The sequence below is a fragment of the Gaetbulibacter saemankumensis DSM 17032 genome (genome assembly GCF_000425645.1).
Classification (GTDB): Bacteria; Bacteroidota; Bacteroidia; order Flavobacteriales; family Flavobacteriaceae; genus Gaetbulibacter; species Gaetbulibacter saemankumensis.
On sequence record NZ_KE384430.1, the window covers coordinates 210,417 to 224,176 of the forward strand.

General features: G+C 36.3%; 11 protein-coding genes. 8 read left to right on the forward strand and 3 right to left on the reverse strand.

Annotated elements, in window-relative coordinates; genetic code table 11:
* Complete coding sequence (locus tag H611_RS0107610) at positions 1–681, forward strand: polysaccharide deacetylase family protein (protein WP_027137796.1); 681 nt, start codon at positions 1–3, stop codon at positions 679–681.
* Here the strand turns inward: H611_RS0107610 and H611_RS0107615 are convergent.
* Both H611_RS0107615 and H611_RS0107620 read right to left on the reverse strand, forming a co-directional pair.
* Positions 653–949 carry a thioredoxin family protein gene (locus H611_RS0107615; protein WP_027137797.1) on the reverse strand — a complete coding sequence of 99 codons (297 nt, stop codon included), beginning with the start codon at positions 947–949 and terminating at the stop codon, positions 653–655. The genes H611_RS0107610 and H611_RS0107615 overlap by 29 nt on opposite strands.
* A gap of 147 nt (positions 950–1,096) precedes the next feature.
* A complete protein-coding gene (locus tag H611_RS0107620) occupies positions 1,097–2,332 on the reverse strand; it encodes a metallophosphoesterase (protein ID WP_027137798.1) in 1,236 nt (411 codons plus the stop codon).
* 173 nt (positions 2,333–2,505) lie between these two features.
* Here H611_RS0107620 and polA point away from each other — a divergent pair, with 173 nt between their 5' ends.
* Positions 2,506–5,355 carry a DNA polymerase I gene (gene polA, locus H611_RS0107625; protein ID WP_027137799.1) on the forward strand — a complete coding sequence of 950 codons (2,850 nt, stop codon included), beginning with the start codon at positions 2,506–2,508 and terminating at the stop codon, positions 5,353–5,355.
* A gap of 59 nt (positions 5,356–5,414) precedes the next feature.
* On the opposite strand, the gene H611_RS0107630 is transcribed toward polA, so the two are convergent.
* The gene (locus H611_RS0107630) at positions 5,415–7,361 is read right to left on the reverse strand and encodes a YgiQ family radical SAM protein (protein ID WP_027137800.1); all 1,947 of its coding nucleotides are present in this window, start codon (positions 7,359–7,361) and stop codon (positions 5,415–5,417) included.
* Positions 7,362–7,898: 537 nt separating this feature from the next.
* On the opposite strand from H611_RS0107630, the gene H611_RS0107640 reads away from it, so the two are divergent.
* The 6 genes from H611_RS0107640 to rpsI all read left to right on the forward strand — a co-directional run bounded on the left by H611_RS0107640 (position 7,899) and on the right by rpsI (position 13,705).
* Positions 7,899–9,470, forward strand: coding sequence for a M20 family peptidase (locus H611_RS0107640; protein ID WP_027137801.1), 1,572 nt, complete (start codon positions 7,899–7,901; stop codon positions 9,468–9,470).
* A gap of 74 nt (positions 9,471–9,544) precedes the next feature.
* The gene (locus H611_RS0107645) at positions 9,545–10,321 is read left to right on the forward strand and encodes a hypothetical protein (RefSeq protein ID WP_027137802.1); all 777 of its coding nucleotides are present in this window, start codon (positions 9,545–9,547) and stop codon (positions 10,319–10,321) included.
* 11 nt (positions 10,322–10,332) lie between these two features.
* The gene (locus H611_RS0107650) at positions 10,333–11,145 is read left to right on the forward strand and encodes a hypothetical protein (RefSeq protein ID WP_051238760.1); all 813 of its coding nucleotides are present in this window, start codon (positions 10,333–10,335) and stop codon (positions 11,143–11,145) included.
* A gap of 222 nt (positions 11,146–11,367) precedes the next feature.
* Positions 11,368–12,612, forward strand: coding sequence for a DcaP family trimeric outer membrane transporter (locus H611_RS0107655; RefSeq protein ID WP_157515067.1), 1,245 nt, complete (start codon positions 11,368–11,370; stop codon positions 12,610–12,612).
* A 251-nt stretch (positions 12,613–12,863) separates the two neighbouring features.
* On the forward strand, positions 12,864–13,319 hold the full coding sequence (rplM, locus tag H611_RS0107665; protein WP_027137805.1) for a 50S ribosomal protein L13: 456 nt from the start codon (positions 12,864–12,866) through the stop codon (positions 13,317–13,319).
* Positions 13,319–13,705, forward strand: a complete 387-nt coding sequence (rpsI, locus tag H611_RS0107670) for a 30S ribosomal protein S9 (RefSeq protein ID WP_027137806.1) — start codon at positions 13,319–13,321, stop codon at positions 13,703–13,705. Before rplM ends, rpsI begins: the two co-directional genes overlap by 1 nt.
* Positions 13,706–13,760 lie beyond the last annotated feature (55 nt).

Sequence of the window (13,760 nt, forward strand, 5' to 3'; positions counted from 1 at the left end):
ATGACCTTAACCCCGATAAAAACACCGTTAGTTGCTAAGAAGATGTTCCCAAATTTTATTTGGGACATCTCCACTAACGAGAAATTCATTTATCTTACTTTTGATGATGGTCCGACACCGGAAATAACAAATTGGGTTTTGGATACATTAAACACATACCAAGCAAAAGCTACTTTCTTTTGTATAGGTAAGAATATTGAAAATCATCCCGATATTTTTCAAAACATTATTCGTTATGGACACGCTATTGGCAATCATACCCACAACCATGTAAAGGGCTGGAAAACGAAAGCTGAAGCATATTTACAAAACGTCGATTTGGCTGCTAGCGCCATAAATAAGCATTCTAATAACACCCCCTTACAGCAAAAAGCAAAATTATTTCGTCCGCCATATGGTCAAATAACACCAAAACTCGGCAAATTACTATTAGCTAAAGATTATAAAATTATTATGTGGGATGTTTTATCTTTCGATTGGGATTATAAAACAACTCAACAAGACTGTTTGGAGAACGTGATTTCTAAAACTACCAACGGAAGTATTGTTGTGTTTCATGACAGCATAAAAGCCTCAAAAAATATGCAATATGCTCTTCCAAAGACTTTGGAGTACTTTTCAAAAAATGGTTACAGCTTTAAATCATTAGACTTTAAGCATACTGCTGAACAATACCAATAAGCGTGTTGGCATCCTGCTCACCACTTTGTCGCCATTTCATTTCACCTCCTTTGTAAACAATCAATGTTGGCAATGACTTTACTCGCAGCGCTTCTGCTAACTCACCATTTTTTTCAACATCAATTTTTATAACTTTAGCCTTATCACCAAGGGCTGCGGCCACATCTCTAAGCACCGCATGCATGGATGTAGATTGCTCATTCCATTCTGTGAAAAAATTCAATAAAACAGGAATTTCTACATCAATAAGTTCTCCAAATTTTGACATACGCTGTTATTTAAAAGTCTAACACCTTATACAAACCTACATATTTTTTACATATTACAATTAATTGCAATAGTTTACAACACATTTTTCAAGATCTTAACATAAATTTACGCAAATTATTGAAATTTATCACCAAATAGGACCTAATTAGGCTTTAGCAACTCCCTTTTTTAATTCAATCACAGTTATTTCCGGCCAAATACCTACGCGTCCCGGAAATGCCAGATATCCAAATCCGCGGTTCACGTTAATGTACTGCCCCATTTCCTCATATATACCTGCCCAATATTTATAGCGCCATTTAACCGGACTCCATTTAAACCAGCCCGGAATTTCAATACCAAACTGCATCCCATGGGTATGACCACTTAAAGTAAGATGATAGTGATACGAATCGTCTATCACTTGTTTTTCCCAATGTGACGGATCATGACTCATTAACACCTTAAAATCATTCGCCTCAATTTTTTGTATCGCTTTCTTTAAATCACCTGCTTTTTTAAATCCACCAGCTCCCCAATTTTCAACACCTACTAAAGCTATACGCTGTCCATCTTTTTCTAAATAGCGACTATCATTTAATATCAAATCGAATCCTATAGCTTTCTGAATTGATTTTAAATCTTCCAGATTCTGGCGTTTATCTTCTTCAGAATCCCAATGCAGATAGTCCCCATAATCATGATTCCCTAAAACCGAGTACTTACCATCTTTGGCATGAAGCTTACTAAAAATATCCATGAAAGGCTTCATTTCTTCAGCCTTATTATTAACCATATCACCTGTAAATAAAATAACATCGCTTTCCTGTTCATTTATTAAATCGATTGCGTATTTTACTTTTTCAACATCATCAAAACTTCCGGAATGAATATCACTTAATTGGGTAATTTTATAACCATCGAAGGCTTCCGGTAAATCATCAAAAGAAAGCGTGTATTTAAGGACCTTATAATTATATTTCCCTTTATAAATCCCATAAATAATAGAAGCAAACGGAATCGCCGCTATCCCCAAAGCAATCTTACTTATAAACGCACGTCTGGAAGCAAAATAATTCCCTTTGGCTGAATCCCCCTCTGTAAAATATCTAAATATGGCTTGAGGCAACCGAAATAAATCCTCACTAAGCATAACCATCAGCAGGACCATTTTTGGAATTAAAATTGCAATAAAGAATCCAAAGGCAAAAGCATTGGCATGGGAAAATCCATCACGCCTATTAAATCCATAATAATTATATATAAAATTCCCTATGACCAATACAGAAAGAAACCAGTATACACCATAAACCCAATTACTTTTCGTAACCGTTTTAAAGGATTGAAAGGCATAAAAATCTATTATACCGTAAAGGCATATAAAAATAATCCAACGTAGCATAGTACTTTTTTTTCAAATATAACTAAATCCAAAACAGTTATAAACCTGTGTTTTACATTTAACTATATGTTAAGACATCTGTTTTTGTTCATAAATTACAATGCGAAACACTTTTAAAACGCATATATAAGCGCAAGTTTTCGTAGTTTTGAAATTCTACCAAAACAAATACAATGTCCGATAAAAAACGTCTTTTTTTAGTCGATGCTTACGCCTTAATCTTTCGCGGTTACTATGCTTTTATTAAAAATCCAAGAATAAACTCCAAAGGCATAGACACTTCTGCCATTATGGGTTTTATGAATTCACTTTTAGATGTTATTAAAAGAGAACGCCCGGATCACCTGGCGGTTTGTTTTGATAAGGGCGGAAGCACCGATCGCGTTGAAATGTTTGAAGCTTACAAAGCCAACAGAGATGAAACGCCAGAAGCTATTAAAGTAGCTATACCTTATATACAGGACATTCTAAAAGCCATGCATATTCCAATCATGGTTAAAGAAGGTTATGAAGCAGATGATGTTATTGGAACCCTATCTAAACAAGCTGAAAAAGAGGGCTACCAAACCTTTATGGTAACTCCTGATAAAGATTTTGCGCAATTGGTTTCTGAAAATATTTTTATGTACCGTCCAAAATCGTTCGGTGGCGGTTACGAAACCTGGGGAATTCCCGAAGTTAAGAAGAAGTTTGAAGTAGAAGACCCATTGCAGGTTATTGACTTTTTAGGTATGATGGGAGATTCCAGTGATAACATACCTGGATTACCTGGTGTTGGTGAAAAAACAGCCAAAAAATTTATTGGCTTATACGGTAGTATGGAAGGCTTACTGGAAAACACGCACGAGCTTAAAGGCAAAATGAAAGAAAAAGTGGAAGCCAATAAGGAACTCGGTTTGCTATCGAAAAAACTGGCTACTATTATGCTGGATGTCCCTGTTGTATTTGACGAGCATGACTTTGAAATGTCTGAACCAGATATTGAAAAAGTAACCGAAATATTTATGGATTTAGAATTCCGCCAGTTACTAAGCAATTTCCAAAAAACCTTTATCGTAAATACCAAAGCACCAGAATCAACTCAAGAAGAAGCTAAAAAAACGATCACTGAAGCAAAACCGGTTGATACACAAACCGCAGGTGCCGGACAATTTTCTTTGTTCGGAGCAGACCCTTCTAATGATGCAGGAGCACATATAAATTTTGGGCGTAAAACAGCCGAGAATACTTCACACTTCTATCAAAGTGTGGCATCAGGTATGGCTACGAAATTATTCATTCAAAACCTCTTGAAACAGAATAGTGTATGTTTCGATACGGAGACTACGGGATTAAATCCGCTTTCGGCAGAACTGGTAGGCATTGCATTTTCCTGGGAAGTTGGTAAAGGGTTTTATCTGCCATTTCCCCAAGACCAAAAGGAAGCACAGAACCTCATCGAACAGTTAAGACCGTTTTTTGAGAGTGACACCATACAGAAAATAGGTCAGAATTTAAAATACGACATCAAGGTTTTAGCCAAATATAATATTCAGGTAAAAGGTAAACTGTTCGATACCATGTTAGCACATTACCTTATTAATCCAGATATGCGTCATAATATGGATGTGCTTGCCGAAACGTATCTAAACTACAGCCCCATCTCCATAGAAAATTTAATTGGTAAAAAAGGTAAAAACCAACTATCTATGCGTGAAGTCGCCCTAGAAAAACAGACGGAGTATGCCGTAGAAGATGCCGATATTACCTTACAGCTTAAAGAACATTTCGAAAAAGAACTAGGCGAAGCTAATACCCAAACCCTGTTTGATGATATTGAAATTCCATTACTTCGTGTATTAGCAGCCATGGAACTTGAGGGCATCAACCTTAATAAGGACTTTCTAAATTCGTTATCGGAACAACTTAACAATGACATAGCTCAGCTTGAAAAGCATATTTATGAAGCCGCGGGTGAAGAATTCAACATCGCTTCACCAAAACAACTTGGTATCATACTGTTTGAAAAAATGAAATTGGTGGATAAACCAAAGAAGACTAAAACAGGTCAATATGCAACCTCGGAAGATATATTAAGCTACCTAGCGAAAGACCATGAAATTATTCAACAGATATTAGATTTTAGAGGATTATCGAAATTAAAAAGCACCTATATTGATGCATTGCCTAATCAGGTTGATAAAATTACGGGTCGCGTACATACCGATTATATGCAAACAGTTGCTGCAACTGGGCGTTTAAGTAGTAACAACCCGAACTTACAAAACATACCTATTCGCACCGAGCGCGGACGCCAGGTTCGCAAGGCATTTATTCCCCGCAATGAAGATTATACATTGCTCGCGGCCGATTACAGCCAGATTGAACTTCGTATTATAGCAGCATTAAGCAAAGAAGAAACCATGATTGAAGCTTTCAAGAATGGAGAAGACATTCACGCTTCAACCGCTTCAAAAGTATTTAATGTGCCTTTAAATGAAGTTACTCGCGAACAACGTAGTAATGCTAAAACGGTAAACTTTGGTATTATTTATGGTGTTTCTGCGTTTGGCTTAAGCAATCAAACCGATTTATCGCGCAGTGAAGCTAAAGAACTTATTGATACCTACTACGAAACCTATCCTAAATTAAAGGCATATATAAGCACTCAGGTAGATTTTGCACGCGATCATGGGTATGTACAGACGGTTTTAGGCCGTCGTCGCTATCTGAAAGACATCAATTCCCGTAATGCTGTAGTTAGAGGCGCCGCAGAACGTAATGCAGTAAACGCTCCTATTCAGGGTAGTGCTGCCGACATTATTAAAATTGCCATGATTAATATTTTCGAAAAACTAGAGAAGGGTCATTTTAAAACGAAGATGCTACTACAGGTACATGATGAATTGGTATTCGATGTATATAAACCGGAATTAGAAAGCATTAAAAATTTAGTAAAATCTGAAATGGAAAATGCTTACAAACTAGACGTTCCCTTAGTTGTCGATTTAGGCACTGGTAATAATTGGTTAGAAGCACATTAATAAATACACTTCACATTTAAGAACAAAAAAGCGATTCAAATATTTGAATCGCTTTTTTGTTAGCTCCTTTTCTTATTAGACCTAAATTTAGCTTTATTTTTCCGCTGATTAAATGGTACGGCATCATCAAAAGTATGTTTTGGCTTACCTGGTTTATTTTTTCTCCAGCTATCGTTTTCGGGTAATAATACTTTTAATAAATCCTGACGCCCTAGCTTACTCAATGTATTTCGAATCCACGCTTTATTTTCATCTTTATACCAAAAGAAAAAGCGATGTTGCTCATCTTTTTCTTTTCGGGTTTTTGGCGTTCTTACTTTCTTAAGAGTATAGGGATGATATCCACTATAATAAATTACCGTAGCAACTGTCATAGGCGTTGGAGTAAACCCTTGCACCTGTTCCAACTGAAAGCCCATATCTTTAGTTTCGGCAGCCAGATTAGCCATATCTTCAGCTTCACATGCCGGATGATTAGATATAAAATAAGGTATCAGTTGTAATTTCAATTTATGCTTCACATTTATCTTATCAAAACGTTCTTTAAACTTATGAAAATATTTAAATGACGGTTTACGCATCAATTTCAATACTGGATCACTGGTATGTTCAGGAGCCACTTTTAAACGTCCCGAAATATGCTTGGTCATCACCTCCTCCGTATAATCATCTAACTCTTTGGCATCGGCATTTTTATTGAATTCCGGCACCAACATATCATGTCTAATCCCACTTCCTATAAATGATTTTTTCACCTTTGGGTGACTATCTACTGCCTGATACAATTGGGTTAATGGCTTATGAGAGGTATCCAGATTACTACAAATAACTGGTGAAATGCATGAAGGCGCTACGCACTTATCGCAAATCGATTGTACTTTTCCCTTCATTTTATACATATTGGCACTTGGCCCGCCAATATCAGATAAATATCCTTTAAAATCAGGCATATTGGCTACCGTATCCACTTCTTTTAAAATAGATTCCTGACTTCGTGATGCAATAAACTTTCCTTGGTGAGCCGAAATAGTACAGAAACTACAACCCCCAAAACATCCCCGATGGATATTTATGGAAAACTTAATCATTTCAAACGCCGGTATCGGACCACGCTTATTATACTTGGGGTGTGGTAATCGCGTATAAGGCAAATCGAAAGACGCATCAATTTCTTCCTCGGTCATAGTAGGATATGGGGGATTAATCATCAGAGTCCTACCTCCTACTTCCTGAAAAATACGACGCGCTGCCAATTTATTAGATTCCTGCTCAATAATTTTAAAATTCGAAGCGTATGCTTTCTTATCCATCAAACAGGTTTCATGAGAGACAATCTCAACATCTTCCCAATTACTATTTTTTGGAATGCTTTCATCTGCATTTAAAAGGACAGCCGTTTGGCTAATGGTTTTTAAACTATCAAAGGGCACGCCTTTTTGCAGTAAGCGAACAATTTCTCTTAAAGGCTGTTCTCCCATACCATATACCAACATATCGGCTTTAGATGTTTCTAATATGGTAGGCATGAGTTTATCACTCCAATAATCGTAATGTGTTACGCGACGCAAAGATGCTTCAATCCCGCCAATTAAAACAGGTACATCCGGCCACTTCTCCTTTAAAATATTAGAATATACCGTGGTAGCATAGTCTGGTCGAAAACCAATATCTCCATTTGGCGTATAGGCATCTTTATCCCGACGTTTTTTATTAGCATTATAATTACTAATCATCGGATCCATACAACCTCCTGTGACGCCAAAAAATAATTTGGGTCTACCTAGCTTTACAAAGTCCTGAAGATTATCGTTCACATTAGGCTGTGGCACTATAGCAACTTTTAAACCATAACTCTCTAGTATCCTACCTATTACCGCAGGGCCAAACGATGGATGATCAACGTAAGCATCACCACTAAACAGGATAACATCGAGTTCTTCCCATCCCCGTATTTTCACCTCTTTGTTCGTGGTAGGCAACCAATCTGAAAGTTTTAATTCTTGCATAGCGATGCAAAAATAACCAAAATTAAATTGGTAACTATTTATTTAACTAAACAGACGTTATTTATGCATCACTCGTTAGACATAATAAGCTTAAAGAAAAATGGCAATTAAATATTCATAAAAAACTTTAATGATTTAATAACTGCAACTTCTCTCTTACTGTAAACAAACACTACAATCAATACAAAACTCACTAATAATCAAATATTAAGAAATGATTAAATATTGTAAACGATTTTATTTTAACATAAAATTCACTATTTTTATTAACTAGACTTTCATTGACTAATTCAAAATAATTAATTTACACTTATGGACTTCAAGCCTAATTCACAATTAGCTATACCTGAAAATTTTTATTTTTTAGAGTATAGCCGAAACATTATTATCCCTAAAAATTACAAAATATTTAATACCAGTCCTCCAGGTGCTCTAGCTTAAAAGCTATATCCATAAAATACTACAGTTATCATAAACCAAGGCACAAATTATCAATGTGCTTTAACAATATATATATTAATCTAATATAACAATAACATGAAATCATCATTTAGAGTCATCTATTACACTGGAATTTGTTCTTTAGCCTTATTTTTCAGTTGTAATCAAAAAGCTAGTCAAAGTACACCAGAGGAAAAACCTGCAGCACCTGTTAATCTGGAAAACTTCACCTCTATGCAGATGACAGGCATAGAACAAATAACTGTTGATGTTGATTTAGATGCTGCAGTTAAACGACTATCCAAAGCTGTAACTTTTCCTACCATTTCCAATCAGGACAGAAGCGATTTCGACACAAAAGCTTTCGAGGGGTATCACAAATTTTTAGAGCAATCATATCCGTTGGTTCATAAAACGCTAAAAAAAGAATTACATGGAGACCCCAGACCTTATAGTTTACTTTATACTTGGGAAGGGAAAGACCCTAGTTTAGAGCCAGCATTATTTTACGCGCATCAAGATGTTGTTCCTGTTCCAGAAGAATCTAGAGATCAATGGAAAGTAGAACCTTTTGCTGGCACTGTAAAAGATGGTTACATCTGGGGACGTGGTGTTTTAGACGATAAAAATCAAATTCATGCCATTCTGGAAGCTGCCGAAATGAAAATTAAAGAAGGCTGGCAACCAGCACGTACTATTTATTTCGTATTTGGACAGGACGAAGAAGTAGGAGGTGCAGAAGGTGCCAAAAAAATTGCTGATGTTTTAGAAGAACGCGGTATTAAACGATTTGCCTATGTAATGGATGAGTCGGCCCCATTAACTCCAGGTATCTTCCCTGGCATTAAAGACAATACGGCTTTAATAGGTATTGCTCAAAAAGGATTTATTAGTTTAGAATTGGCTATACATGGTATTGGAGGACATTCATCGATGCCACCAGAAGAGTCTAACATTGGTATTTTAGCAGAAGCTATTACCAAATTAGAAGCGGCTCCTTTTCCATACAAAATACATCCTGCTGTTCGTTCACAATATCGCTATATGGGACCTGAACTAGATGAAACGATGCAACCACTTTATGCGGCGGTTGCCTTTGGTAAGGATGATGAACTGACCGACATGGAAAAAAAATTCATTGAGGCCATGACTAAAAATGAAGTTACCAGAGCCATGTTACACACCACGATTGCTGTGACTATGTTCAACGCCGGCATTAAAGACAATGTCTTACCGCCCTCAGCAACAGCTGTTGTAAATTTCAGACCTATGCCGGGTGACACCCCTGAGGTAATTATCCAGCACGTGAAAAATGCTATTCAAGATGATCGCATTCAAATTAGAGACATTTCTGCTTCTACACCAGCTACCAATATAGCAGAGGTAGGTAATCCTGCTTATAAAATGCTTGAAAAAACCATCCGTCAAATCTATGGCAATGATTTAATTGTATCGCCTTTCTTTGTAATTGGAGGTTCCGATTCGAAACATTTCCAAGCACGCGATTTTGCTCCTGATGTGTATACCATCACCGCTATTCAATTAGAAAACACTGAAGAGTTTAAAGGCTTCCATGGTGTGAATGAGCGTATCCTTGTTGATGAATTTGGGAAATCAATTGGGTTCTTTTACACCATATTTGACAACCTAAAAGAGCTACAGAACTAGTTATAAGTAAGTCACACACTTAAATAAAGTTAAGAAGTTTTTTCTTAACTTTATTTTAACCGCAAATATTAATTATGAGCAACAATCTATTGAATAAATGTATTTCCCTCTGGCACCTTGTTATAATCCCAGCTATAACAAGCAACGTTTTAGCCCAACAATTCGTAGGGGACAATCAATGGGTCGCACCTCATGGTGTAGCAACTTTTGTTGCAACGGCCGGTCAAGAATATGCACAGTTGTATGGCATCATAGCTTTTTTACCAAATTGGGAATTTAATTCTCAGTTTGTCTATTATTACGATAATCCAAGAACCAATACAGACTCATATTTGAATCCTTCATTTTATGTAAAAAGAAGACTCTATCAAAATGAAACAGAAACAGCGGGTTATGCCGCATTTGGAGGTGTTGGATTATTCCCCCAGCACCTGGATCAAGGCGAAGTAACAAGTCGCTTTCAATCTTGGTGGGTCATGGCATCAGCTACTTATGCCTTTGCTAATGATAACATTTTACTTGACATATTACCTGGAGCCACGGTTAATTTAGACCATAAACAAACAGGAAATACAGCCTGGGGATTTACGTATAGTTCAAGGGTAGCCTTTTATAAAATCATACCGCAGTCTGCCATTGTAGGCGAAGTATTCGGAACTGCAGGACAAGCAAATGCGCCTTTTAGTTATCGCGGAGGCGTTCGTTGGGAAAGTCCTAAATGTGTGGTATCACTAACCTATTCCAGCGCCTTTAACAATTCCTATGCGGCTGGGATAGAAATTGGAATAATGTTTTTTACCAATCCTTTATTTAATAACAGAAAAAAGAAACAAACAGAAATAACCATTTAAATTTTAACATTATGAAAAATCAATTACGTATTAGTTTCATTATTTGCTCTATTTTTTTTAGCCTATTCGCCCAAGCTCAGGATCAATCCAGTGAAGCATCAGCAGAAGAACTAGCTAAAAAATTAGCTAACCCAGTAGCCTCATTAATAAGTTCACCTTTTCAACAAAATGCAGATTTTGGAATAGGTGATTTAAACGGGGCAAAATATACCGTCAATTTTCAGCCAGTTGTACCTATTTCCTTATCTCAGGATTTAACTCTTATAACGCGTCTTGTTGCTCCTATAATTTCTCAATACAACATTTCGGGAGTCGGAAACTCTGAAAGCGGCTTATCTGATATTCTAATATCAGCGTTTGTAAGTCCAACACCAAAACCGGGAGGTTTAATCTGGGGGGTAGGTCCTGCTTTATTTTTTCCTACTGGCACTAACGAATTCTTAACTACTAAACAATTTGCTGCCGGACCGTCTATAGTAGCATTAAAGCAAACTGGCGGATTAACCATTGGTGCTTTAGTAAATCAAATCTGGAGCTATGCAGGAAATGACGAACGTCCTGATATTAATCAGTTATTTTTACAACCTTTTATAGTATACAACTGGAAAACTGGTGCTGGAGCCGGAGCCACAATTGAATACACACAAAACTGGGAAGGAAATACTTCAACCCTATGGATAATACCAAGTGTAAGTGGTGTTACAAGTTTAGGAAAGCAAAAACTTCAATTTTTAGTTGGTCCAAAATTCAATGTAATCGCTCCTAGTAGTAGTAGAGCTAAATTTGGTATAAGAGCACAAATATCCTTCATTTTTCCGAAATAACAGTTAATTTGAATTAGAACATGTAACTATACACAGGAGTTATTTTTTTAATATAAACTATTTATAGTCTTTAAAATATAGGATATTATATTTTTAAATTATTAGAAAAGTAACTCTTTTATAACTTTTTAGAACAAAATTATATGTAAGTCACCTTCTTGGAAATTTCTCAAAATTAAAAGAAGGCTCTTATAAGATATTAACAACTAATACTTAAGTAAATTGAAAAATTACAATGTTTTTTCCCTACTATTGAGTTTGTTATTTTCTTTAGGCACTTACGCACAGGTTAAAGACTCTGTTCCAAACCAGCTATCCTCGCCTGCTGACGATATTAAAGAAAATATATTAAAAACAGCAAAAGAGCATCTTGTCAGTTCAAAATTCCCAGGCTCATGGCCCTTATTTGGAACCGATTTAAGAATGAAAATTGGAGGCTATTTAAAAGCCGATTATTTATATGATTTCGATGGAACCAATGACAAAAAGCAGTTTTTACTGTCTGGTATTCCTGTAGAAGGGGAGCCTGAGTTCAACAACGAAGGTTACACCTATTTTTTAGTAAACGAAACCCGTTTTAATATAGATGTTCGGCGTTTTGAAACAAACAAAATTCCAATACAATTATTTTTTGAGGGCGACTTCTTTAACGATGAAAACCATTTTAGAGTAAGACATGCCTATATAGCAGCAGGCGATTTTATTATAGGTCAAACATGGACGACGCTTTCGTTTCTGGAGTCCATGGCCTTCATGATTGATTTTGCGGCTGGTGACGCCTTATTTGGAGGACGATCTGTTCAATTGAGATACCAAAAGCAACTAAGTGAAAAAATTAAATTTATTGCTGGTTTAGAATATCAGGGATTCTTAGGTATTGAAAACCCAAATAACTTTGATGGTCAAGCTTCGATAAAACTTCCGTTATTAGCCTTAAGAATGGACTACAGATGGAAAACCGGAGTTTTATTTTTAGGTTCAAGCATAGCTCAATTACGTTGGGATGGTGGAGCTACAGGGCCATCAGACGATACCTTGCAATGGGATTTTATAATTGCGGGTAGACAATACATAGGAGAAAATAATTACTTCACCTATAACTTTAGCTATGGTAATGCCTCTGGCGAAAACATCATAGCCTTTGCAGGTAGTAAAGCTAATGCCGTATTAAATACCCAAGGGAAACTAGACCCCATGTTATCAAAAGCCATAATGTTTGGCTTTATGCATAGGTGGGCACCAAAAATTGAATCTAACATTAACTATGCATACGGATGGCTTGGCGCTCCGGCATCAAGAGCACCATTTGCTCTAAAGCGAGGAGGCATTGGGCATTTGAATTTAATATATAAATTCGATGAAAGATTCTCTATTGGTGCCGAGTATATTTGGGGCGCTCAAAGAACATCGAACGATGCATACGGTGCCGCTAATAGAATTCAAACCATGGCGAAATTTGAATTTTAATTAGCATCGCCATAAACCATATTAAAAAATGGAGTGTCATTTATTACATTTGACCTCCATTTTTTTATTTGGAAATATCCCATTTTTTATCCCTTAACATTTTAAATAAATTTCCAAGCGCAACCACCTGTAAATCACTCAAAACCAAAACAAATAAAAATTCTACAAGAGGTTTTGGTTATCAACAAGAATATCGTACATTTGCAAACTCTTTTAAAGAGAGGAATGTTTAATAAAAAATAATTAATAACGTGGACACATTAAGCTACAAAACCATTTCAGCTAACAAAGCTACTGTAGATAAACAGTGGGTTTTAGTTGACGCTGAGGGTCAAACTTTGGGCCGTTTAGCTTCTAAAGTTGCAAAACTATTAAGAGGAAAACACAAGCCTAGCTTCACACCACACGTTGATTGTGGCGATAACGTAATTGTTATCAACGCTGAGAAAATCAACTTATCAGGAAACAAGTGGAACGACAAAACTTACATTCGTCACACAGGTTACCCAGGTGGTCAAAGAAGTTTAACTGCTACTGAAATGTTTGGAAAAGATCCAGCTAGATTAGTAGAGAAATCAGTAAAAGGAATGTTACCTAAAAACAAATTAGGTGCCGATTTATTCCGCAATTTAACTGTTGTTGTTGGTTCAGAACATGCACATGCTGCACAAAAACCAGAAACAATTAACTTAAACGAATTCAAGTAATGGAAGTAATTCACAAAATCGGCCGTAGAAAGACGGCTGTTGCTCGTGCTTATGTTGCCTCAGGAAGTGGTAACATTACAATCAACAAAAAAGACTTAGCTAATTATTTTACTACAGCGCCTTTACAATATAAAGTAAAGCAGCCTTTAGCTTTGACTAACAATGAAAGCAACTTTGATATTACAGTAAATGTATATGGAGGTGGTATTACTGGACAAGCAGAAGCTGTACGTTTAGCAATTTCTCGCGCTATGTGTGAGGTTGATGCTGAAAACAGATTAATACTTAAACCAGAAGGCTTATTAACTAGAGATCCAAGAATGGTAGAGCGTAAGAAATTCGGACAGAAGAAAGCTCGTAAGAAATTCCAGTTCTCTAAACGTTAATAGCAAATTAAAAAAATTAAAACTAGTTATTGTTGTCCTAGTCCAAAAGACAGGA